Raw genomic sequence first — 22,476 nt, forward strand, 5'->3', positions numbered from 1 at the left:
GCCGCGGTCAGGCTCGGCAGCGGAGCATCTCCAGGGGCGGGCTTGCGAAGAAGTCCGCCCAGAAGTCCTCGCCGTACGCATGGATTCCGGCGTCCGACACATGCAGCGGGACCCACTCCAGCGCGCTGAATCCGGCCGCCCGCAGGCACTTCTCGTAGACCTCGCGGCGCGGGGCCGAGCTGACGATGGTGATCGGCCGGGGGGCGAGGAGGGCCGTGACGCGCACCCGGCGGCCCGTCTCGATCTCCCCGGCCGGCTCGCAGCGGAAGCCGTACGCCTCCAGGGATGCGCAGTCGAACGCGTAGTCGGGCTTCTGGGTCAGCACGAAGAACTCCCCGCCCGGCACCAGGTTCCGGTGGATGCTGCGGCACATCCGCTCCATCTCCGCGATGTCCTGTGCGTAGTTGAGGCACTGCACTCCGAGAGCGACATCGAAGCAGCGCTGCAGGGGCGGGAGTTCGGTCACGTCACCGACCTCGTAGCGCACGCCCAGCGGGTCACGGTGCTCCCTCTCCCGTGCGGCGGCGATCATCTCGCCGGAGATGTCGACACCGAAGACCTCCGCTGCGCCGCGCCGCTTGAACTCCCTGCTGTAGAAGCCGGTTCCGCACGCCAGGTCGAGAACCGACCTGCCGCTCACGTCCCCGACCATGCCGAGGAAGCTCGGTACCTCCCCGTAACGCATCAGCGGCAGGGACTTGAACCCCTCGAACGCCTCACCGATCTCGTCGTACTGCTGCCCGCTCACGTGCGGCCCCCTTCTGCGCATCGTCCGTTGCGCGGCCCTATCGATCCGGCCGCGGTCGTGGCAGAGAGTCTTCCTTCGTCCCGTGCGGCATCCGTACTGGCTGATGGCACGAAGAAGGTGGCCGCCGAACCCCTTATCGCCCAAGACCGCTCGGTCGAGAGGGCGAGTGACGGGCGTCCCGGAGCGTCGCCCTCACAGCTTGGCGGCGCGGTCCTGGGACTCGATCTCCGCCCAGTGGACGGTGCGGTCGCACCAGCGGTTCAGGAGGACGTGGTCGTGGCCGACGGCCAGCAGGCCGGCGCCGGTGGTGCCGCGGTATTCCTCGACGGCGGCCACCAGTGCGGCGGTGGTGGAGGCGTCGAGCATCGCGGTCATCTCGTCGCAGATCAACCAGCGGGGACGCAGGACCAGGGCGCGGGCGAGACAGGCGCGTTGGAGCTGGCCGTCGCTGACCTCGTGGGGGCGGCGGTCCAGGAGGTCGGGGGTGAGGCCGACGGCGGTGGCCAATTCCGTTGTGCGCAGCGGGATGTCGGCGGAGCGCCCGGTCGCCCGCAGGGGCTCGGCGATCAGGTCGGCGAGCCGCAGGCGGGGGTCGGCGGAGAGGCGGGGCTGCTGGAAGACCACGCCGACGGCCGTGCGGTGGGCGCGTGGGGCGCGGTGGCGCCAGCCGCGTACGGGTTCGCCGTCGAGGGTCACGGTTCCGGTGTCGGGGCGGTGCAGCAGGGCCGCGACCCGGGCGAGGGTGGACTTGCCGCAGCCGCTGGGACCGAGGAGGCCGACGGATTCGCCGGGGGCGACGGTGAGGGTGGCGTGGCGGACGACGGGGGCGTTCCTGTCGTATCCGGCGGTGATGTCGCGCAGTTCAAGCACGCAGGTCCTCCGTGACGTGCGGGTGGTGGCAGGCGAGGCCGTCGGTCGGCCGGGGGAGTGCGGTGCAGGTGGCGGTGGCGCGTGCGCAGCGGGGGGCGAAGGCGCAGCCGTCGGGGAGGGCGCCGAGTTCGGGCGGCATGCCGGGGATGGGAGTGAAGGCGCGGTCGGGCAGGGCCTGGAGGAGGCCGCGGCTGTAGGGGTGGCGGGGGCCCCGGGCGCCGAAGAAGGCTTCGGCGTCGGTGAGTTCGACGATCCGGCCCGCGTACATCACGGCCACCCGGTCGGCGATGCGCTCGGCGGCCGCCAGGTCGTGGGTGATGACGAGCAGGCCGCGGCTGCCGGTGTCGACGTGGCGGCGCAGTTCGTCGACGGTGTGGTCGACCAGGTCGCGGTCGAGGCCGGTGGTGGGCTCGTCGGCCAGCAGCAGGGGTGCGTCGCCGACGAGGGCGAGGGCGGTGGCGGCGCGCTGGGCGAGACCGCCGGAGAGTTCGTGCGGGTGGCGGTCGAGGTGGCCGGTGGGAAAGGCGGCGCGTTCGGCGGCGGCCTCGGCTGCCCGGCGTACCGCGGCCCGCCCTGCGGTGTCGGTCAACGCGCGGACGGTTTCCTCCAGTTGGGAGCGGACCGTGCGTACGGGGGTGAGGTGCGCGGCGGGGCTCTGCGGGATGAGGCCGATCAGCCGGCCGCGGACCGTGCGGGCGAGGGTGCGTTCGTCGGCGGTGAGCAGGTCGAGGTCGCCCACGACGGCCCGGCCCGCCGCCTGGGCGTTGGCGGGCAGCAGGCCCAGCAGGGCCGAGGCCAGGACCGACTTGCCGCAGCCGCTCTCGCCGATCAGGGCGAGGCACTCGCCGGGGGCCACGTCGAAGTGGGCGTCGGTGACGGCGGCGATCCGGCGACCGCCGGGCATGAGGAAGCGCACCGACAGCCCGCGTACGGAGAGGACTGGAGTGGTCACAGCATGAGCTCCGATCGGCGGCGGGGATTGATCCGCTCCCGCCAGGCCCCGGCGAGCCCGGCGATGGCGAGGGTCGGCACGATGATGAACAGGCCCGGGAAGAGGGTCGGCCACCACTGCCCGGCGAGCAGTGAACCTTGGGCGCCTTGGACGAGGGTGCCCAGGCTGGCGGTGTGGGTGGGCATGCCGAGGCCGAGGAAGGACAGCGCCGACTCGTGCCACATGGCGTGCGGCACCATCAGTACGGCCGCGAGCGCGGCCTGGGGCAGCACGGCGGGCAGCAGATGCCGTACCGCCACCCGCCACCGGGAGGCGCCCCCGGAGACGGCGGCGTCGATGAAGGGGCGCGAGCGCAGGGACAGCACCTCGGCGCGCACGATCCGGGCGGTGGAGAGCCAGTGGGTGAGCGCGACCGACACCACCACGGGCCACACGCCGGGCCGGAACATGGCCACGATGAAGATGCCCAGCAGCAGGTGCGGTACGGACGAGACGGTGTCGACGACCCGCATGAGGGCCCGGTCGGCCCAGCCGCCCAGCGCTCCGGCGGTGGCCCCGACGGCCGTGCCGATCACGGTCGCCGCGAGCGCGGCCGCGGCCCCGACGAGCAGGGAGACGCGCAGGCCGTAGACGCAGCGCAGGAGGAGGTCGCGGCCGAGGTCGTCGGTGCCGAAGGGGTGCGACCAGCTCGGCGGGAGCAGCTTCGCGGACAGGTCGACGGCCTGCTGGTCGAGTTGGGCCAGCGGCGGTACGAGGAGGACGGCCAGCACGGTCGCGGCCACGAGCCCGGCGGAGACGCGTACGCGCAGCGCCCGCAGGGAACGGCGGCTGGTGCCGTACGAACGCCAGACGGTTCCTTGAGGGGATTCACATGTCACTGAACTTCACCCTCGGGTCGAACAGGCCGTACAGCAGGTCGGCGAAGAGGTTGCCGAGGAGGACGGCGGCGGTGGCGAGTGTGGTGAGCGCGGCCAGGAGCGGGAAGTCGACGGCGGTGGCCGCTTCCACGGTGGCCGCCGCGATTCCGGGCCAGCTGAAGACGCTCTCCACCAGCAGGGCGCCGGTGATGAGTTCGGGAACCCGGGAGCCGACCAGGGTGAGGACCGGCAGCAGGCCGGAGCGCAGGGCGTGGCCGAGCAGGACGGTGCGTTCGCTCGACCCCCGTGCGCGGGCGCCGCGTACGGGGTCCTCGGCCAGGGCGTCGGCGACGCCCTGACGCACGTACAGGGTGAACCACGGCAGTTGGGAGACGGCGAGCACCCCGGCCGGCAGCACGAGGTGGCGGGTGACCTGGCCGAAGGTGACCTGCTCGCTGGCCGTGTCGGTCAGCCCGCCCGCCGGGAGCACGCCGAGCTGGAGGGCGAACAGCCAGATGGCCAGCAGGGCGAGCCAGAACACCGGTGCCGCCTCCAGGGAGTAGGCGGCGGCGGTGACCGCGCGGTCGAGCGGCGATCCCGGCCGGCGGGCGGCCAGCACGCCGAGCAGCGTGCCGGTCAGTACGGCGACGACGAACGCGACCGCGCACAACAGCGAGGACCAGAGCAGGCGTTCGCCGATCACCTCGGCCACCGGCTGCCGCAGCACGCTGGAGTGGCCGAGGTCACCGGTGACGGCGGCGGTCAGCCAGTTCCACCAGCGGGAGGGGAACGGCTGGTCCACGCCCAGGTTCTCGCGCAGCCGTGCCAGGGTCTCGGCGTCCGCGCCGAGCGCGGCCGTGCCCGCGTAGGCCTTGACGGGGTCGAAGGGGGAGGCGGCGGCGATGGCGAAGACACCGAAGGTGACGACGAGCAGGATCGGGGCGGCGAACAGCAGCCGCCGCCCCGCGAGCCGTGCCATCGCGCCCCAGGGCAGAGATCTTCCGGGGGCGGGCGTCACTTCTTCGGCCGCCAGGCTTCGAGGTTCCACCACGGGCCGGAGGCGAAGCCGTGCTCGTGCGGCTCGACCTGGGTGGTCAGTCCGGCCCAGCGGTCGGCGAGGACGTAGACGTGGTCGATGTGGGTGAGGAAGGTGTAGCCGGGGTTCTTCACCAGTTCGCGCTGGAGGCCGGCGTAGGCGGCCTTGCGGGTCGCCTCGTCCGAGCTGCGGCGCCCGGTGTCGAGTGCCTCGTCGACGACCGGATCGTCGTAGCGGGCCATGTTGTTGAAGCCGTCACCGGCGAGCGAGGAGTGCAGCAGGGTGTAGAGGCCGAAGTCGGGGTCGCCGTTGCTGCCGAAGCCCGCCAGGACCGCGTCGTCCTTCATGCGCGGTTCGATGACCTCCCAGGTGGCGCTCTCCGCCGTCACCTCGATGCCGGCCTTCTTGGCGTCGGAGGCGTAGGCGAGGGCGTGGTCCTGGCGGACCTTGTCGCCGGAGGGGTAGAGGAGGGTGAAGGAGGCCCGCCGGCCGTCCTTGACGCGGATGCCGCCCGCGCCGGACTTCCAGCCCGCCCGGTCCAGGATCCGCCGGGCCTCGGTCAGGTCCTGCTCGCGCTCGATGCCCTTCGCGAACCACGGGTCGTTGACGGGGAGCGGCCCGTACGCGGGCCGTCCCGCGCCGTAGAGGATCTTGTCGACCATGGCCTGCCGGTCCACGGCGGCGTCCAGGGCCTGCCGGACGGCCCGGTCGCCGGTGACCTCGTTCTCCTGCGGGAGGGTGACCGCGCGGAAGTCGTAGGTCTTCGCGGCGTACGTCTTCTTCGCGCCGTCGCTCTTGAAGGTGGCGGCGAGGTTGGGCGGCAGGACAGCGCCGTCGAGGTCCCCGGAGCGCAGCCGGGTGGCGCGTACGTTGTCGTCCTCGATGACCGCCATGGTCACCTTCTTCACCTTCGGCGCGCCGCCCCAGTAGCCGGGGTTGGCCTTGAAGGTGAGCTTCTCGCCCCTGCTCCAGGAGGTGAGCACGTAGGGGCCGGTGCCGACCGGCTGGGTGTTGAAGGACCCGGTGTTGGGATCCTGCCCCTTCGCCAGGTGCTCGGGGACGACGGGCAGGACCGTGCGCCCGGCGAAGGGCGCGTAGGGGTACTTGAGGGTGAAGACGACCTTGTCGTCACCGTCGGCGCGCACCCGCTTGACGGCGTCCAGCTCGCTGCGGTGGGTGTTGTTGGTCTTCGCGTCGAGGATCGTGTCGTACGTGAACACCACGTCGGCGGAGGTCAGCGGCTCGCCGTCGCTGAACTTCACGCCGTCGCGCAGGGTGTAGGTGTAGGTCAGGCCGTCGGCGCTCACCTCGGGCAGGGCCTTCGCGAGCGCCGGCTTCAGCGTCAGGTCGGTGTCCCGGGCCAGCAGGCCGTCGAAGATCTTCGAGTTGCCGTCCTTGCCGTACCCGAGCAGCGGGCTGAGCGTGTCCGGCTCGGTGGCGACGCCGATCACGACCGAGTCGGCCGCGTCGCCGCTGCCTGTGCTGTTGCCCGGGGCCGAGCAGGCGGCGACGCCGGTGAGTAGCGCCGCCGTGGCCGCGGCTGTCCGTATCCGACGGACCGTCATGGAACCTCACACCCTTAATGAAGATCTAAAGCTGTTGCATGGTAATCGCAACAAGGGGTGTCCGGGCAGGTCGGAGGGGGAGAGGCGGCGATGGTCACGTCGTCCCCGCTTCGATCCGCCGCTGCCCTGTGACCGGGCCGCCACGGCGGTCTATGCTCCGGGGCACGACGACGGCGGACTACCTCCGGAAAGAGGCACGGGTGACGCACTCCACCCCCGACGCCCTTCTGCGGCCCGATGACGGCGACGCCCTCAGACAGGCGCTCCGCCAGGTCCACGACCGCTCCGGCATCCCCGTCCTGTTCGGCGGACAGGTGGAGAACGGGCTGCTGAACCTGTCGCAGCACATCGGCGTACGGACGGCAGCGCTGCGCGGTCTCACGGTGCGCGCCGAGGCCGGGCTGGGCGGCCGGGTCCTGGCCACGGGGCGGCCGGCCGGCGTGAGTGACTACAGGTCGGCCCGCTCGATCACGCACGACTACGACCGCCCCGTACTGGCGGAGGGGATCCGCTCCGTCGTAGCCGTCCCCGTCGTGGTGTCCGGCGGGGTGCGCGCGGTGCTCTACGGGGCCGGCCGCGGCACGGCCCCGCTCGGGGACCGGGCGGCCGACGCGGTCGCCGACGCCTCCCGGCGGCTGGCCGCCGAGCTGGCCGTCCGTGACGAGGTCGACCGCCGTCTGCGCCTGCTGAACGCCGCGCAGGGCAGCGCCGCCGACGGACACCGGGGCGTACCGCTGGAAGAGCTCCGCCAGGTCCACGCCGAGCTGCGGAGCATGGCCCAGCAGGTGTCCGACGGTGACCTGCGCGGCCGGCTGCTCGACGCGGCCGGGCGGCTGGTCGGGCCGCCCGCCGCCCCCTCGACGCCGGGGCCGGCGCTGGCGCCCCGAGAACTCGACGTCCTGGCACAGGTGGCCCTGGGCTGCAGCAACGCCGAAACCGGTCGTCGGCTGTCGCTGCTGCCCGAAACCGTCAAGTCGTATCTGCGCAGCGCGATGCGCAAGCTGGGCGCGAGCACCCGCTGGGAGGCGGTGGTCGCCGCACGCCGACGGAGTCTGCTTCCCTAGGCGCTCTCGTTCCCTGGGTGCTCTCGCCGCGGCCGTCCTTGCCGTGGGTCAGCGCAGTCCGGCGAAGAGGTCGTTCTCGGGTATGACCGCGCCGGTGGTGTCCTTGACCCGTACGAAGGTCTCCACGCCCATCAGCTCGCCGAACCGCTCCTTGCCCATCTTGAGGAAGAAGATGTTCTCGCCCTGACTGGCGTGCGCGGCCAGCGCGTCGAACTTCTGGCCGCTGAACCCGGTCGTGTCCACCCATGTGCTGATCTCGTCGTCGGGGAGGCCGATCTCGGCCAGCGCGGCGGCCTCGGCCGGATCCGGCTCCGGCATGTCCGGATGGAACTCGCGCATGATCTCGCCGAACCGCTGCATCCCCGAGCGGGGCATCGTGGTCCAGTACACCTTCGGTGTCAGCTCGGTCATCTCCAGCGCCGCCATCGTGATGCGGTGGGCCTGGATGTGGTCGGGGTGGCCGTAGAAGCCGTTCTCGTCATAGGTGACGACCACATCGGGCCGGTAGTGCCGCATGAGGTCCGCGAGCCGGGCCGCGCCTTCCGCCACAGGGGTCTGCCAGAAGGAGCCGGGGGCGTCGTTGCTCGCCCAGCCCATCATCCCGGAGTCGGCATAGTCCAGCAGCTCCAGATCGCTGATCTTCAGGACGTCGCAACTCGCCTCGAGTTCCCGACGGCGCATCGCGGCCACCGCCGCCGGATCGTGCCCGGGATCACCGGGCTTGACGCCTCCCGGTCCGTCGCCGCAACCGCCGTCGGTACACGTCACGAGAACCGTGCGGATGCCTTCCGCGGCGTACCGCGCGAGGACCCCTCCGGTTCCGGTGGCCTCGTCGTCGGGGTGGGCGTGTACTGCCATGAGCGTCAAGGGCCGTTCGGTCATGAAGAATCCTCCTGCAGACATACTGCTCGGTCCGAGTACGGCGACGGCGTGCGGCGCCGGTACCTCGTCGGTACAACCGCGTCCACGGGACCGGCTGTTCCCGGTGCGGAGGAGTTTCAGGGCAGGCTCGGCCGGTACTGCTGTCCCGTCGGTCACCGAGGTGGCGAGCACGTCGTCCGGCGCGGGGCGGCCTCGGAGAAGGTGCGGCGCGGGTCGGTCACGTCGGGCCGGTCGGGGGCGAACCAGCGTGCCCGGCCGTTGTCGACGCGTGCGCAGCGACTGTCGAGGTCGGTGCCCGTTGCAGGCGGTCGGCTCGGACCGTTGTCAGCGGCCCACGGGGTCGCCCTCGGCGCCGTCGGTCCGCGTGCGCAGCATCGCGTGGCCGCCGTGGTCCAAGGGGGTGTCCAGCTTCAGCCGGGCCGCCTCGCTGCCTGTCGGCGCGTCGAAGACGTGCACTTCGCCGTGGCCGCCACGGGTGACGGCGACCCAGTCGGAGCCCGGTGAGGCGGCCACCGCACGGCGTTGGACGCCCTCCCAGGGGGTGCCGCCGCGGCGGGGTGCGCCGTCCATGGCGGGGAGGGGGACGTGGTGGGCGGTGTCGGCGGCGTCCAGGAGGATCAGTTCGTCGCCGTCGGGGTGGATGCGGGTGAACGCGGTGTGATTCCGGGCGAGGGCCAGCCGGAAGACCAGGCCGGGGCCGAGCTCGGTCAGGGTGGTGCGGTTCGTCCCCAGGTCGTGGCGCCAGGCCTGGTTGGTCCATTCCGGCCACCGCAGCGGGTCCGCGGGGCCGCCCCGCAGCGTCGACCAGAGGGCCCGCCGCCGGGGGTCGAGCCGCAGGTACCACCCGCGGGCGGGGGAGTCCCAGGGGATCGTCCGCTCCGGTACGAGGGTGTCCCCGTCGCGGCGCATCCGGTGCACCCCGTCGCCCGTGGCCGCGAACACATGGGCGCAGTAAGGGTCTTGGGCGTCCCCGTGTCCGTCGTCCGGCAGCGGAAGCCGCGTGTGGGGAGTGACCGCGGGGCAGCCGTGCGGCGCCGTGAGCAGGTCGGCGAACCGGTGGACGGCCAGCGTGCCGGGCTCCCGGTGGCGCAGGACGACCAGCGGATCGCCGTGGCCCAGAACCGTCACCCCCGGTTCGCCGACGCGCGTACGCACCCGGACCGCCTCTCCCGTCGTGAGGTCGGCGACCGTGAGCAGGTCCGACCACGGTTCGCCGTTCTCGCCCAGGCCCGTCGTGACGGCCACCCATCGGCCGGAGGGGTCGCAGGCCAGATGCTCGGCCGGTACGGCGACCGGGATCGCGGTCTCCACCAGCTCGTCGCCGAACGGGTCGAGCACCAGCAACTCGCCCCGGCGGTCGTCGACGCAGGCCGCTCGCCCGCCCGGCAGCGCCAGGAACCCGGCGTGCTCCGAGAGGTGGCGGCCGGTGAGGCGGCCCGCCTCGATGCCGTCCGGCACGGTCAGCACATGGAGGGAGCCCGCCATGTGGTCGGAGACGAGCAGCAGGGCGCGGGCGGCTGTCATCGGGGCCTCCGGGAAACATAGGTCATAGTGAAAACGATTATCATGTATCTTCGGGGCGTTCCGGGTCCCTGAGAAGAAGCGAGGGCATCGATGCTGCGCTCACCGTCGAGAATCGTCCGAAGTTGGATCACCGCCGCCCTGGTGGGCTCGGTGCTGGTCGGATGCGGCTCGTCCGCCGAGCCGGCGAGCGAGAAGGCCGCCGCGGCCGGCCCGAAGACCGACGTCAACGTCGAACCCATCAAGGCGACACGGACGTTGACCGACACCGGCGGTCTCAAGGTCTCCCTGGAGAAGGAACCCGAGCGGGTCGTCTGCCTGTTCGCGCTCTGCGACGACATCCTGACCGAGCTGGGCATCGTCCCCACGGCCACGAACAGCGCGCTCCTCGCCCACCCCGACTTCCTGGGGGAGCAGGAGGCCAAGAAGGTCGACGTCATCCCCGGCGGGTTCATCGCGCCGGAGGTGGAGGCGATCCTCTCCCACAAGCCCGACCTCGTGATCGGCCTGGAGGACACCCACGGCAAGCTCGCCCCGGCCCTGAAGGGCGCCACCACGTTCTGGCCCATGCAGCCCGAGACCTGGCAGGACAGCGTCGGCTACCTGCGCGACGTCGCCGCCCTGACCGGCCGTACCGCCGAGGGCGAGAAGGCCGAGAAGGCGTTCCGCACCAAGCTCGCCGAGGCCGAGAAGAACAAGAGCGACAAGGCCGCGCTCATCATCTACGGCAGTGACGAGAACTTCGGTGTCGCCACCCCGGAGACGGACGTGGGCGCCAGCCTCTTCCCGAAGATCGCCGACTACCCGTGGAAGTCCCGAGGCGTAGAGGGAAGTTACAGCCTCGAAGAGATCCTCGCGGCCGACGTCGACGTGCTGTTCGTCGAGACCCTGAGCTTCGGCGAGGCGGACGGCAAGCTGTCGGAGAAGCTGGCGAAGAACCCCCTGTGGGGCAAGATCCCGGCCGTGAAGAACGGCGACGTCCACGAGGTGAACTCCGAGGTGTGGGCCAAGGGGCGCGGAACCCGTTCGCTGGGCATCGTCCTCGACGAGGCCACGGCCGCGCTGCGGTGAGCGCGCCCGCCGCGACACGCACCGCGGCAGTCGAGTCGGCATCCGGCGCAGGGCGGCCCGTGCGCCGGGCAGGGGCGGGACAACTGCTCCTCCTCGTCACCCTGTTGATCGCCGCCTCGGCCTGCGCGCTGTGCCTCGGCACGCCCTACGTCCCGCCGCACCGGCTGCCCGGTGCGCTGATGGACGCGGACAGCACGCTCGCCGGGATCGTCGTCACCGAGCTGCGCGTGCCCAGGCTGGTGCTGGCGCTGGTCGCCGGGGCCTGTCTGGGTGCGGCGGGGCTCGTGCTCCAGGAGGCGCTGCGCAACCCCCTGGCCGTTCCCGAGATGCTGGGCGTCTCGTCCGGCGCCGCGCTCGGGGTGGCCGCGCCGCTGGTGCTGTCGCTGTCCCTCCCCGCGGCCGTGCAGCCCCTGTTGGCGCTCGGCGGGGCCGCGCTCGGCGGCGGGCTCACGCTGCTGGCCGCGGGGCTCGGGCGCAGTCCGTCCGCCGTCCTGCTGACCGGCGCCGCGGTGGCGGCGGCGCTGCAGGCCGCGCTGCTCGTACTGATGGTGATGGCCGACCAGCTCGACCTCCAGCTGATCTACCGCTACCTGCTCGGCTCGCTCTCCGCCCGTACCTGGGACGACGTCACCGGGCTGTGGCCGTGGCTGCTCGTCGCGGTCCCCGCGCTCGTGCTGTGCGCGCCGGTGCTGTCGGTGCTGCGGCTCGGGGACGAGGACGCCGAGGCGCTCGGCGTGCGCGTCCTGCGGGCCCGGCTGGCCGCGCTGGCCATCGCCGTCGTCCTGATCGCGCCCGTGACGGCCGTGTGCGGGCCGGTGGCCTGGGTCGGGTTCCTCGCCCCGCACCTGGCGCGGTGGTTCAACCCCGGGACGGACGCGGTGCGTTGGCTGCCCTGGTCCGCCGCGTGGGGTGCCGTCGTCGTGGCCGTGGCCGATGTCCCGGCCCGCCTCGCGCTGGCGCCGGTGGAGACGCCGGTCGGCGCGTGGACGGCCCTGGTCGGTGTGCCCGCCGGGGTCGCCCTGCTCCGCTTGGGCCGACGCAGGCCGAAGGCTCCGCGAGCGGCGGCGGGAACCGGCACGGCTTCCCCGCGGGCCCAGGCGGCCGGGGAGGAAGCGGCGCCGAAGGTGATGTCGGAGGAGGCCCGGTGAGCCGGCGCTTCGCGGTACTCGCCGCACTCGTCGCCCTCTGCGCGGGCGTGGAACTGGTGGCCGGGCGCGGCATGTCCCCGGCCGTGGTCTGGGACGTCCTGGGCGGGGGCGGGGACGCGACGGAACGGCACATCTTCTTCCAACTCCGGCTGCCCCGCCTGCTGGTGGCCCTCGGCGCGGGGGCGTGCCTCGGGGTGGCGGGCCTGGTCCTGCAGTCGGCGCTGCGCAACCCGCTCGCCGGGCCCGAGGTGACGGGAGTGACGCCGGGCGCGGTGCTCGGCGCCGTCGCCGCGACCGGCCTCGGACTCGCCGGGTGGGAATCGCCGCTCGCCGTGGTCGTCGCCGCCTGCGTGGGCGGCTTCGCCGGGGCCGGGCTGCTGTGGCTGCTCGCCGGGCGGGGCCGCAGCGACCCCGCGCAGACCGCCGTCAACGGAGTGCTGGTGTCGGCGGTGCTCGGCGGGCTCACCGCCATGGTGCTGCTCGTGGCGCCGGGCGAACTCGGCAGCGTCGTGCAGTGGCTGGTCGGCACCACGGAGGGCCGGGTGTGGCAGCACTGGCACCTGCTGTGGCCGTGGGCGCTGGTGTGGGGCGTGGTGGCGTGGCTGCTGGCCGGGCCGCTGACCCTGCTGCGCTGCGGGGACGACATCGCCCTGGCCGCGGGACTGTCCGCCGCCCGCGCCCGGTTGCTCGCCCTGCTGTGCGCGGTGGCGCTGACCGCGGGTGCGGTGGCCGCCGTGGGGGCGTTGGGGTTCGTCGGGCTGCTGGTCCCGCACGTCGCCCTGGCCGTCTTCGGCGCCGATCTGCGGGTGACCCTGCCCGGCGCCGCCCTGGTGGGCGCGGTCGTGGTGTGCGGGGCGGACGCGTCGGCGCAGTTGTCCTCGCGGCTGCTCGCGGCGGCGCTGGACTCCGGTCGGCTCACGCTGCCGGTCGGGGCTCTGACCGCCTGTCTCGGGGCCGCGTTGCTGCTGGTCGTCGTGCGCCGCACGCCGAGCCGTACGTTCTGATGTCGACTTGAAGGACAGAGCATGACCGAGTCCGTGGGGATCCGCGCCGAGGGGGTCCACTTCGGCTACCCCGGCCGACCCGTGTTGCGGGGCGTTGACATGACCGTCGAACCGGGGGAGCTGATCGCCCTCATCGGCCTCAACGGCTGCGGGAAGTCGACCCTGTTGCGGCTCGCCGCCGGGCTGCTGCGGCCGGACGAGGGGCGCGTGCTGCTCGCCGGGGACGACCTCGCCCGGCTCTCCCGGCGTGCCACCGCCCGACGGGTCGCGCTGCTGCACCAGGCGGCCCCGGCCGTCCCCGGCATGACCGTACGCCAACTCGTCCGGCAGGGGCGGTACGCGGCCCGCGGCCCGCTCGGCATGCTGCGCGAGGGCGACGATCCCGTCGTACGCCGTGCCTTGCGCGACGTCGGTGTGGAGCAGTGGGCCGAGCGGGACGTCGACGCGCTGTCCGGGGGCGAGCGGCAGCGGGTGCGGCTGGCGATGGCGCTCGCCCAGGACACCCGTGTCCTGCTGCTCGACGAGCCGACCACCTACCTGGATCTGCACCACCAGCTCGACGTGTTGCAGACGGTGGTCCGGCTGCGCGAGGAACGCGGCCTGACCGTGGTGATGGTGCTGCACGACCTGGCCCACGCCGCCCGGTTCGCCGAGCGGATCGTCGCGCTGCGCGAGGGGCGGGTGGTGGCCGACGGCACGCCGAAGGAGGTCGTCACGCCGGGGCTGCTCGCCGAGGTGCTCCAGGTGGCCGGCCGGGTCGGCCTGGACCCCGAGGGGGGCTGGCCGGTGTGTTACCCAGATCACCCCCTCCCAGCACTAGAATATGAAAATCATATTCATTAGGGTTCCTTGTGCGGCGCTCACCAGAACGCCGCATCTCCCCGATGAAGAAGGAGAGTCCATGGACACCGAGAAGGTCTTCGCGCCGATCGCCGACCCGGGTCAGCTGGCTCACGCCTCGGCCTCGCACTCCAACGCGCTCGTCGAGAACCCCTTCGAGGACACCGAGGAGTAAGCGAGGGTCCCACCCCTCGACCGTGGGCCCGCCCGTCACCTTCCGGGCGGGCCCACACCCTTCCAAGGCCCCTTCCCCACAGGAGGATTGACGTGTCCCGCAGCCAGCTCGTGCCCGGTGTCGAGCTCGTCACCGTACCCGGGCGGGGTCTCGCCGTCCGTACGGCCGAGGGGGAGTTCCTCAGCGTCAGGACGGCCGGCACGGACGAGGAAGCCCTCCTTGCCCGCCTCTCCGGTACGGCCGTGGCCGAGCCGGACGACGAACTCGACCGCCTGGTCCGGGCGTTCGAGGACGCCGGATACCTGGCGGACGCACCGCGGTCCCCTGGGTGGCCCGCCGACCGGCGTGACATCCGGCTGCTGGGCGACGCGGTCCTGACCGAACCGCTGGCCGCGCTCCTGCGCACGCTCGGCGCCGAGCCGCGAACCGCCGTGCACGGCAACACCTCACCGTCCCTCGACGACCTGTCCGCCGCAGACCCCGCCGCCGTTGTGTGGTGCCTCGACGGGCCCGTGTCCGAAGGGCTGTGGGACGCGGCCGACCGGCTGCCCGAGCGCGGCATCGCCTGGCTGCGCTGCCACCGCGAGGGCTGGCAGGCCTATGTCGAGCCCCTCGCGGCCACCGCCGGGGACGTCACCTCCGCCCATGTCCGGGCCCGCCGGCTCGCCGCCACCCCCGCGCACCGCGAACTGGCCGCCTACTGGAACGGGCCCCGCACCTCCGGCGCCCCCGTCCGCCTCACCGCGCCCGCCGCCGCCCTGCTGGCCGCCCTGATAGCCGACGACCTCACCCGCTGGATCACCGGCGTGGCCGACCCGGCCGGCCTGCCCGCCCGGCGCCGGCTCCGGCGCGTCGACCTGCGTACGCTGGCCGTGACCGAACACCCGGTGCTGCCCGTCCCCGACGTCGCCCCCCAGCCGAAGCAGGCCGGATGACACCGGCCACGCGGACCGTCGACGGGCTCGCCACCGACCTGCACCTCCCGGACGGCGACGGCCCCTTCCCGGCCGTCCTCATCCGCACGCCCTACGACCGCACACGGCACCGCGCCGAACTGCGCGCCTGGGCCCGCCGCGGATTCGCCGCACTGGCCCAGGACGTACGGGGCCGGCACGCGTCGCCGGGGGAGTGGCACCCGTACGAGAACGAGGCCGCCGACGGAACGGCGGCCGCCCGCTGGATCCGCCAACAGCCCTGGAGCAACGGCCGGTTGGTCGCGGCCGGTGCCTCCTACGCCGCCCACTGCGCCCTCACCCTCGCGCTCGAAGCGCCCCCGGACGCCCGGCCCGACGCCGTCATCGCCGCCGTCCCCGCGCTGGGCCACGCCGAGACGGCCCGCGAACCCTCCGGTACGGAACGGCTGCTGGCCCGCGCCGGATGGTGGGCCGCCCACGGCGACCGGCCGGACTCCGACGACCACGCCCTGGACAAGGCCCTCGCCACGGACCCCGGCCTGCTCGGCCACCTCCCGCTGACCGGCCTCCCCGACCGGCTCGGCCGGCCCCTGCCCTCCTGGCCCGGCCTGTGGCGGCACCGCGAACGCGGCCGAATCCACGCGGCGGCGCAGCAGGCCGGGATGCCCCTGCTCGCGGTCGGCGGCCACCACGACCACTTCACCGAGGACACCCTGACCCTGTGGCGCCGCTGGGGCGGTCCGTCGGCACGACTGCTGCTCGGGCCCTGGGGACACGGCCTCGTCGCCGAGCCCGGACCCGACGCCGACCCGGCCCACCGGGTGAACCTCGGTGAGCTCTACGTCCGTTGGGCCCGCCGTGCCCTCGCCGGGGACCTCGCTCCCGGGCGGCGCGGCGCGATCGCCCTGGGCGGCAGCCCCCTGTGGACGCACGCCGACACGGAGGGCGAGCCGCGCACGCAGCACCTGCGTCCGCTGCACGGCGCCTCCTTCACGGCCGACCCCGAACGCCCCGTGTCGTCGGCGGACCTGGCCGTTCCGCAGGACGGTCCGCCCGACCGCTGTCTGCTGGTCACCCCGCCGCTGCCGCGTCCGCTGGACGTGGTCGGCGACGCGGAGGTGCGGCTGCGGGCCACCGCCCACACACCGTCCGCCGACTGGGCCGTTCGGCTCGTCTCCCTCACCCCCGAGGGAGTGGCGCAGCGGCTCGCCGTCGGGGTCGTCCGGCGCGCCGAACCAGCAGGAAGGCAAGCCGAGTTCACCGTAGGACTCGGCCGGCTCGCACGGCGGCTGCCCGCGGGCACCCGGCTCCGCCTGGAGATCGCCGGACACCACTTCCCGGCCCACGCCCGCAACCCCCACACCGGCGACGACCCGGTCACCGCCACCCGGCTGCTCCCCTCCCGGCGCGAGGTCGACGCCGGGAGCGTGGTGCTCCGGCTGCCCGTCCTCCTGTCCCGCCCCGCACCCGCCCATCCCGCAGAGGAGATCCCGCGATGACGGCGCTGCCGCTGGAAGCTCTGGTCGACCCCGTCTGCGGCATCGTCCGCGACGTCAAGCCCGTCGACCACCCGGAGGGCGCACCACCCCGCTACACCGCGCTCACCGCCGAGATCGCCGACGCCCGCCGCCTCGGCCTGTGGCCCGCCGACCGGGTGTCGCTCGGCACCACCTTCGGCGACCCCGAAGGCGCCCGCACAGCCGCGATAGCGGAAGGGATAGAACGGTACTGCGGCAACCGGGTGCCGCCGCCCGGCCACCCCGACGCACCCCTGCGCGCCACGGCCGCCGAACTGGCCGAGAAGGGGCTGCGCCTGTACGGCCCCGACGCACTGCCGGCCTACGCCGACTGGCAGTACGCCCGGGAGAAGTTCCCCTACCGCCGCCTCACCGCCGACACGCCGTCCCTGTGGACGCGGGGCACCGAGCGGCTGCCCGGGGGCGGGACCGCCGAGGTCTGGGCGCCCGTCGCGCTCACCCACCTCAACTGGCGCCAGGGCGAGCTGCGTTCACTGCCCCGCACCCACCACCTCAACTACGCGGGCATCGCCACCGGGCAGGGCTTCGACGACGCGGCCGAGCGCGGCCTGCTGGAGATCGTCGAACGTGACGCGCTCGAAGTGTGGTGGCACCTCGACGGCCCCACCCGCGGCATCGACCCGGCCAGCGTGCCCGGCCTCACCGACGACCTCGCCGGAGCCGCGCTCGACGTCCATCTCGTCGAGATGCCCTCGGAGTTCGCCCCCTGCATGGCCGCGCTCGTGCACGACCCACGGACCGGACTGTACGCCGCCGGGTTCGCCTGCAAGTACGACCCGGCCGAGGCCGCCCGCAAGGCCGTCCTCGAAGCCGTCCACACCTGGGTGTTCACCCGCGGCCTCACCGACCCCGACGGCTGGGTGTTCCAGGCCGTCGAGGCCGGGCTGCTCGCCCGCGGACTGTACCTGGACCACCGCGCGGACGGCCGCTATCTCGACGCGTGCGGCGCCCAGTTCGAGCACGTACGGGACCTGGGCGCGCACGTGCAGGTGTGGCTGGACGAACGGATGGCGCCCGAGGCCCGCCGGTTCACCGACCCCGCCCACGGGACCGTCTCCCTCGACGAGGTCCGGCCCGGCAGCCGGGACCGGCTGGACCGCGCCCTCCACGAGGGCGGCCACCGCGTCATGACGTTCGACCTCACCACCGAGGACGTGGCCGAGACACCCCTGCGCGTCGCCCGGGTCCTCGTCTCCGGACTCCTGCCCAACGCCCCCGCCGCCTTCGGCTACTTCGGCTGCCCGCGCCTCGCCGAGGCCGCCGTCGCCCGCGGCTGGCGGACGACCGCGCCGAGCGCGCCGGAGGACTTCACGCTGGCTCCTCCGCCGCACATGTGAGGTACCTGCTTCCCGTGGATCCCCTTCATGAGCGCGTGGGCCCCCTTCATGAGCGCGTGGACCTCAGCCCCGAGCGTGCCGAACCCAACCTCGAGCGTGCCGAACCCAACCCCGAGCCCGTGGATCTCGCAGCCGCCCTCGCCCGCGCCCGCTCGCTGGAACGGCCCGGCCCGGACACCCCCGCAGGGGCCGCCGTCCGCGCCTGGCCGGGACCCCCGCACGCCCTGCCGCAGGCCGTCCCCGGCCAACTGGACCTGGACCGGCTGCTGCGCCTCTCCCTGGCGGCCTCGGACGGCTCCGGGCGGCTGCGACCCGCCCCCTCCGCGGGCGCGCTGCACCCCGTGGACGCCGAACTCGTCGTAGGCCCCGGCTGCCCGCTGCCCCCCGGCCGCTACGGCTACGACCCGCTGCGCCACCGCGTCCACCACCTCGGCCGCCAACCCGACGGCACGCCGCCCGGGGCGAGCGTCGAACTCTCCGTCACCCCACAGCGCACGGTCTCCCACTACGGCCACCGCGCCTGGCCGCTGATCCTGCTGGACACCGGGCACGCCGCCGCGGCGCTGTGGCTCGCGGCCCGCGCACTGGACCTGGCCGAGCCGGAACTCCGCTGCGACGGGCGGAACGAAACTCCGCTCGCCGCACTGCACTTCGCCCTGCCGCAGGCAGCAGGCCGGACGTCCCGGCCCGAGCGGGCGCGCTCCGGCGAACTGCTGGCCCGCCGCAGCGCCGCGCCGCCGCTCACCGGCACCCCGCCGCGGGACGCACTGCGCGCGGTCCTCACCACCGCCGCCCGGGCGGGCGCCGGTGAACTCGCCTGGTGCGCGGCCGTCGGCGAGCCCCGGCCCGAACTGGTCGAACCGGCCCCCGACGGCACCCTGCGGCGGCTCGCGGCGGGGGAGGCCCGGCCGACCCTCGCCGTCTGGGCCGCGCGGCAGGCGTGGATCGCGGACGCGGGCGCCGTCCTCCTCGCCCACGGCTGCCCGACCGACGCCGACGCACCGCGGATCCGCCGCGCGCATCTGCGGGCCGGCTTCGCCGTCCACCTCGCCCACCTGACCGCCGCACGCCACGGCCTGGCCGCCCGTCCCGTCGGCTCCTGGCAGCAGGCGGACCTGGGCGCCGCACTCGGCGGCCCGCCGGGCCGCGACTGGATCGTCCACGGCCTGGCCCTCGGCACCACCCACTCCGACCAGGAGAAGACCTCGTGATCGTCCACCCCGAGCTGCGCCGCGCCGCACGGCACGCACGGCGCCCCCTGCTCGCGGCCACCCTCCTGCAGGCGGCCGTCACCCTCACCCACCTCGCCCAGGCCGTCCTGCTGGCGGTCGCCCTCGCCGACCTCGCCCGGGGGGACACCGAACGGCTCGCGCCGCTCCTCGGCGCGGTGCTCGGCGTCGTCGCCGCGCGCGCCTGGCTCGGCACCTGGCAGCGGCGCACCGCCACCCGCGCCGGGGCCGCGGTCCGGGTCGCGCTGCGGGACGAACTCCTCGCCCACCTCGGACGGTTGGGCCCCGCGCATCTGACGACCGCCCGCGCCGGAGCCGTCCGCACCACTCTCGTCGACGGCGTGGAGGGCGTCGACGCCTACGTCTCCCGCTACCTGCCGCAGCTCCTGATCACCCTCGCCGTGCCGCCCCTGCTGCTCGCGGCCCTGGCGGTGATCGAACCGGCCGCCCTCCTCGGCCTCGTCCCCGCCGTACTGCTCGCCCTCCTCGGACCGCGCGCCTGGGACCGGCTGCTGGCCAAGCGCGGCAAGGAACACTGGGACACCTACGAGGAACTGGGCGCCGACTACCTCGAAGCACTGCAGGGGATGCCCGCCCTCCGGGCCGCCGGGGCCGTCGGGCGCACCCGTAAACGGCTGGAGCGGCGCTCGGCGGAGCTGCACCGCGCGACCGTCGCCAAGCTGCGTGTCTCCCTCGTCGACACCGGCATCACCGACCTGGCCATCCAGGGCGGCACCGCGGCCGCCGCGCTCCTCGCCTGCTGGTCGGCCGTCACCGGATCCACCACGGCCACCGGCACCTACCTGGTGCTGCTCCTGACCTCCGAGTGCTTCCGGCCGGTCCGCGACCTGTCCCGCGAATGGCACGCCGGATACCTGGGCGTGTCGGCCGCCGACGGACTCGCCGCGCTGCGCACCGCCGAACCCGCCGTCCCCGACACCGGAACGGCACCGGCACACTGGCCCGGCCCGCCCGAACTGCGCTTCGAGAACGTCGAGTTCACCTACGACGGCGCCGAGACGCCCGCGCTCGGCGGCGTCACCTTCACCGCCGAGGCGGGACGCACGACCGCGATCGTCGGCCCGTCCGGCGCCGGCAAGTCCACGCTCCTCGCCCTGCTCCTGCGCCACCACGACCCGCAGGGCGGCCGGATCACCCTCGACGGCCGTGACGTGAGCGCGTACACGCTCGACTCGCTGCGCCAGGGCATCGCCGTCGTCTCCCAGGAGACCTACCTCTTCCACGCCACCATCGCCGACAACCTGCGCCTGGCCCGGCCGGACGCCACCGACGAGGAACTGGTGCGCGCGGCACGCACCGCCGGCATCCACGCCGAGGTCACCGCCCTCCCCGACGGTTACGCCACCGTCCTGGGCGAGCGTGGCGCCACCCTGTCCGGCGGCCAGCGCCAGCGGCTCGCCCTCGCGCGCGCCCTGCTGGCCGACGCTCCGGTGCTCGTCCTCGACGAGGCCACCAGCGCGGTCGACGAGCGCCGCGAGGCGGACATCGTCCGGGACCTGCTCCACGCCGCGGGCGGCCGGACCGTCCTGGTGGTCGCCCACCGGCTCGCCGCCGTTCGGCACGCCGAGCGCATCGTCGTCCTCGACGGCGGACGCGTGGACGCCGTCGGCGAGCACACCACCCTGGTCGCAGCCGGGGGCGTCTACACCGAGCTCGTCAAGGCGGGCCACGCTCACCAGGAAGGGCTCGCCGCATGAGCAGCACCACCACCGACCGCGGCAGCGCCGCCATACCCGCACGCGGCTCCCTGCGCGCCCTGCTCCCCGCCCTCGCCGGGCACCGGGGCATGATGGCCCGCACCTGCGGCGCCGCGCTCGTCGAGCAGGGCTCGCTGGTCGCCCTGCTGACGCTGGCCGCGCACACCGTCGGAACCGCCGTCATCGAGGACCGCGCCCCCGCGGCCGGCACGATCACCGCGCTCGTCGTCCTCGTCCTTCTGCGCACCCTGATGACCTGGCGCGAAATGGACCTCAGCCACGACCTGGCCTACCGGGTGCTGTCGGAACTGCGCGTGCGGGTCTTCGACGGGCTCGCCCGCAGCGCGCCCGCCCGCGTCGCCGGCCGCCGCAGCGGGGACCTCGCTGCCACCGCCATGGCCGACGTCGAGGCACTGGAGTTCTTCTACGCCCACACCACCGCCCAACTCCTCGCCTCCGGCGTGGTGTTCACCGGCGGGACCGCCGTGCTGGCCACGGTGGAGCCATGGCTGCTGGCGGCGGTGCTGCCGGTCGCCGCGCTGCTCGCCGCGGCGCCCTTCGCCGACGCCCGCGGCCGGGCGGCGCGCGGAGCCCGCACCCGGGCGGCCACCGCGAAGCTGTCGGCGGACAGCGTGGAGGCCGTCGACGGGCTGCGTGAGCTCCTCGCCTTCGGCGGGCTGGCCGAGCGCCGCCGCCTCCTCGCCGACCAGGGCCGACGGGTGGGGGAGGCCCAGCGCGCCGAGGCCACCTGGGAGGCCATGGCCGCCGCGGTCCGCGACCTCCTCATCGTGCTCGCGGTCCTCGGCGTGGTGGCCGCCGCCGCACAGTCGGTGACCTCCGGGCGGCTGCACGGCGCCTGGGCACCCGCGGCGATGACGCTGGCCCTGTCGGTGCTGGGGCCCGTCGCCGAGTCCGCCAGGGTACTGAGCCAGGCCGTGGGACTGCGCGCCGCCGCCGCCCGCGTCGATACGGCCCTCAAGGCGCCGGCCCTCGCCCCGCCGCCCGCCTCACCCCGCCCCCTCGGCCCGGGACCGCTGGGCGTCCGGCTGCACCGGGTGCGCTTCGACTACGGCGGTCAACCCGTGCTGGACGGAGCCGAACTGACCGTACCCGCCGGGCAGACCCTCGCCCTGGTAGGGGTCTCGGGGGCAGGCAAGTCGACCTGCGCCCACCTGCTGGCCCGCTTCTGGGATCCGTCCGAGGGCAGCGTCCAGCTGATACCCGGCGACGGCGAGCCCGTCGACCTGCGGGACCTGAGCGACGCCGAACTCCGCCGCGCCGTCGCCGTGGTGGGCCAGGACACCCCCCTCTTCCACGGCACCCTCGCCGACAACGTACGGCTCGCCGCGCCCGAGGCCGACGACGACCTCCTCGCCGAAACGGCCCGGCTGTGCGGCGTCGACCGGATCGCCCCCATGGACACTCTCGTCGGCGAGCGCGGCTCCACCCTGTCCGGCGGCCAGCGCGCCCGGATCGCGCTCGCCCGCGCGCTGCTCGCGCAGCCGAGACTGCTCGTGCTCGACGAGACCACCGCCCACCTGGACAACGCCGGTGACGCCCAGCTCGCCACCGTTCTCCGCACGGAAGGCCGCACCACGATCGTCATCGCCCACCGCCCCGCCACCATCCGCCGCGCCGACCGCATCGCCGTCCTCGAAGCCGGCCGCATCACGGAGGAAGGCACCTGGGACGAACTCACCGCCCGCCCCGACAGCGCGCTGGGCCGCGTCCTCGCCCTCGGCTCGTCCGCAGCCGTCGACTGACGCTCGATTCCGTCGTGCACGAGCGGACGGCAGCGGAGCGACGTGGCCCAGGGCAACGACGGTGCCGGGGCCGCGCCGGAGGGCGAGGGGCGCGGTGCGAGCGGGCGGCCCGCCCGTCGCCGCGGGACGTGGCCGGCGCCGGCCACGCTGCGCTCGAACCGGCCACCGGTGCCGACGCCATGGACCGGGGAGCCCGGTGCGGAGCCGACCCGGAGGAGGGCCCCTGGCGGCCATCACGCTCGCG

Annotated in this window: 20 protein-coding genes; 12 read left to right on the forward strand and 8 right to left on the reverse strand. The window is 74.4% G+C overall.

From position 1 onward, the window contains the following. Positions 1–7: 7 nt before the first annotated feature. The 6 genes from ICC28_RS22240 to ICC28_RS22265 form a co-directional block, all read right to left on the reverse strand. The gene (locus tag ICC28_RS22240; protein ID WP_188290428.1) at positions 8–748 is read right to left on the reverse strand and encodes a class I SAM-dependent methyltransferase; all 741 of its coding nucleotides are present in this window, start codon (positions 746–748) and stop codon (positions 8–10) included. A 192-nt stretch (positions 749–940) separates the two neighbouring features. Continuing rightward, positions 941–1,618 (reverse strand): ABC transporter ATP-binding protein, encoded by a 678-nt coding sequence (locus ICC28_RS22245; protein WP_188290429.1) that lies wholly within the window; start codon positions 1,616–1,618, stop codon positions 941–943. Beyond that, on the reverse strand, positions 1,611–2,570 hold the full coding sequence (locus tag ICC28_RS22250) for an ABC transporter ATP-binding protein (RefSeq protein ID WP_188290430.1): 960 nt from the start codon (positions 2,568–2,570) through the stop codon (positions 1,611–1,613). The genes ICC28_RS22245 and ICC28_RS22250 overlap by 8 nt, the downstream gene beginning before the upstream one ends. Beyond that, on the reverse strand, positions 2,567–3,448 hold the full coding sequence (locus ICC28_RS22255; RefSeq protein WP_188290431.1) for an ABC transporter permease: 882 nt from the start codon (positions 3,446–3,448) through the stop codon (positions 2,567–2,569). The genes ICC28_RS22250 and ICC28_RS22255 overlap by 4 nt, the downstream gene beginning before the upstream one ends. Further along, entirely contained in the window at positions 3,438–4,406 is a 969-nt protein-coding gene (locus ICC28_RS22260) for an ABC transporter permease (RefSeq protein WP_188290432.1), read from the reverse strand. Before ICC28_RS22260 ends, ICC28_RS22255 begins: the two co-directional genes overlap by 11 nt. Positions 4,407–4,441: 35 nt before the next feature. Beyond that, complete coding sequence (locus ICC28_RS22265) at positions 4,442–6,028, reverse strand: ABC transporter substrate-binding protein (protein ID WP_188290433.1); 1,587 nt, start codon at positions 6,026–6,028, stop codon at positions 4,442–4,444. 200 nt (positions 6,029–6,228) lie between these two features. On the opposite strand from ICC28_RS22265, the gene ICC28_RS22270 reads away from it, so the two are divergent. Continuing rightward, complete coding sequence (locus ICC28_RS22270) at positions 6,229–7,092, forward strand: helix-turn-helix transcriptional regulator (protein ID WP_317454061.1); 864 nt, start codon at positions 6,229–6,231, stop codon at positions 7,090–7,092. Positions 7,093–7,140: 48 nt separating this feature from the next. On the opposite strand, the gene ICC28_RS22275 is transcribed toward ICC28_RS22270, so the two are convergent. Then, positions 7,141–7,974: a PIG-L family deacetylase gene (locus ICC28_RS22275; protein ID WP_188290435.1), complete on the reverse strand. Its 834-nt coding sequence runs from the start codon at positions 7,972–7,974 to the stop codon at positions 7,141–7,143. Between the two features lie 324 nt (positions 7,975–8,298). Then, positions 8,299–9,498, reverse strand: coding sequence for a hypothetical protein (locus ICC28_RS22280; RefSeq protein WP_188290436.1), 1,200 nt, complete (start codon positions 9,496–9,498; stop codon positions 8,299–8,301). A gap of 90 nt (positions 9,499–9,588) precedes the next feature. Between ICC28_RS22280 and ICC28_RS22285 the strand changes: the two genes are divergently transcribed. From ICC28_RS22285 to ICC28_RS22330, 11 genes are all read left to right on the forward strand, one after another. Further along, a complete protein-coding gene (locus ICC28_RS22285) occupies positions 9,589–10,566 on the forward strand; it encodes an ABC transporter substrate-binding protein (RefSeq protein WP_188290437.1) in 978 nt (325 codons plus the stop codon). A 59-nt stretch (positions 10,567–10,625) separates the two neighbouring features. After that, positions 10,626–11,714, forward strand: coding sequence for an iron ABC transporter permease (locus ICC28_RS22290; protein ID WP_317454062.1), 1,089 nt, complete (start codon positions 10,626–10,628; stop codon positions 11,712–11,714). Further along, on the forward strand, positions 11,711–12,718 hold the full coding sequence (locus ICC28_RS22295) for a FecCD family ABC transporter permease (protein ID WP_188290438.1): 1,008 nt from the start codon (positions 11,711–11,713) through the stop codon (positions 12,716–12,718). The genes ICC28_RS22290 and ICC28_RS22295 overlap by 4 nt, the downstream gene beginning before the upstream one ends. Positions 12,719–12,739: 21 nt before the next feature. After that, positions 12,740–13,561: an ABC transporter ATP-binding protein gene (locus ICC28_RS22300; RefSeq protein ID WP_188290439.1), complete on the forward strand. Its 822-nt coding sequence runs from the start codon at positions 12,740–12,742 to the stop codon at positions 13,559–13,561. A gap of 58 nt (positions 13,562–13,619) precedes the next feature. Continuing rightward, positions 13,620–13,733 carry a streptamidine family RiPP gene (amiA, locus tag ICC28_RS41125; RefSeq protein ID WP_262928487.1) on the forward strand — a complete coding sequence of 38 codons (114 nt, stop codon included), beginning with the start codon at positions 13,620–13,622 and terminating at the stop codon, positions 13,731–13,733. A gap of 92 nt (positions 13,734–13,825) precedes the next feature. Beyond that, positions 13,826–14,668 (forward strand): hypothetical protein, encoded by an 843-nt coding sequence (locus tag ICC28_RS22305; protein ID WP_188290440.1) that lies wholly within the window; start codon positions 13,826–13,828, stop codon positions 14,666–14,668. Continuing rightward, complete coding sequence (locus tag ICC28_RS22310) at positions 14,665–16,146, forward strand: CocE/NonD family hydrolase (protein ID WP_188290441.1); 1,482 nt, start codon at positions 14,665–14,667, stop codon at positions 16,144–16,146. The genes ICC28_RS22305 and ICC28_RS22310 overlap by 4 nt, the downstream gene beginning before the upstream one ends. After that, positions 16,143–17,522: a YcaO-like family protein gene (locus ICC28_RS22315; protein WP_188290442.1), complete on the forward strand. Its 1,380-nt coding sequence runs from the start codon at positions 16,143–16,145 to the stop codon at positions 17,520–17,522. The genes ICC28_RS22310 and ICC28_RS22315 overlap by 4 nt, the downstream gene beginning before the upstream one ends. Positions 17,523–17,578: 56 nt before the next feature. Next, a complete protein-coding gene (locus ICC28_RS22320; protein ID WP_317454063.1) occupies positions 17,579–18,733 on the forward strand; it encodes a nitroreductase family protein in 1,155 nt (384 codons plus the stop codon). Beyond that, complete coding sequence (locus tag ICC28_RS22325; RefSeq protein WP_188290443.1) at positions 18,730–20,469, forward strand: ABC transporter ATP-binding protein/permease; 1,740 nt, start codon at positions 18,730–18,732, stop codon at positions 20,467–20,469. The genes ICC28_RS22320 and ICC28_RS22325 overlap by 4 nt, the downstream gene beginning before the upstream one ends. Then, the gene (locus tag ICC28_RS22330) at positions 20,466–22,232 is read left to right on the forward strand and encodes an ABC transporter ATP-binding protein (RefSeq protein ID WP_188290444.1); all 1,767 of its coding nucleotides are present in this window, start codon (positions 20,466–20,468) and stop codon (positions 22,230–22,232) included. The genes ICC28_RS22325 and ICC28_RS22330 overlap by 4 nt, the downstream gene beginning before the upstream one ends. The last annotated feature ends 244 nt before the right edge of the window (positions 22,233–22,476 follow it).

Source organism: Streptomyces sp. TRM68416 (assembly GCF_014596915.1).
Taxonomy (GTDB): Bacteria; Actinomycetota; Actinomycetes; order Streptomycetales; family Streptomycetaceae; genus Streptomyces.

Excerpts from the sequence above, each read along its gene's own strand:
- ICC28_RS22300 (WP_188290439.1), top strand. The coding sequence starts at position 12,740 with ATGACCGAGTCCGTGGGGATCCGCGCCGAGGGGGTCCACTTCGGCTAC.
- ICC28_RS22265 (WP_188290433.1), bottom strand. The coding sequence starts at position 6,028 with ATGACGGTCCGTCGGATACGGACAGCCGCGGCCACGGCGGCGCTACTC.
- ICC28_RS22280 (WP_188290436.1), bottom strand. The coding sequence starts at position 9,498 with ATGACAGCCGCCCGCGCCCTGCTGCTCGTCTCCGACCACATGGCGGGC.
- ICC28_RS22285 (WP_188290437.1), top strand. The coding sequence starts at position 9,589 with ATGCTGCGCTCACCGTCGAGAATCGTCCGAAGTTGGATCACCGCCGCC.
- amiA (WP_262928487.1), top strand. The coding sequence starts at position 13,620 with ATGGACACCGAGAAGGTCTTCGCGCCGATCGCCGACCCGGGTCAGCTG.
- ICC28_RS22315 (WP_188290442.1), top strand. The coding sequence starts at position 16,143 with ATGACGGCGCTGCCGCTGGAAGCTCTGGTCGACCCCGTCTGCGGCATC.
- ICC28_RS22275 (WP_188290435.1), bottom strand. The coding sequence starts at position 7,974 with ATGACCGAACGGCCCTTGACGCTCATGGCAGTACACGCCCACCCCGAC.
- ICC28_RS22310 (WP_188290441.1), top strand. The coding sequence starts at position 14,665 with ATGACACCGGCCACGCGGACCGTCGACGGGCTCGCCACCGACCTGCAC.
- ICC28_RS22330 (WP_188290444.1), top strand. The coding sequence starts at position 20,466 with ATGAGCAGCACCACCACCGACCGCGGCAGCGCCGCCATACCCGCACGC.
- ICC28_RS22260 (WP_188290432.1), bottom strand. The coding sequence starts at position 4,406 with ATGGCACGGCTCGCGGGGCGGCGGCTGCTGTTCGCCGCCCCGATCCTG.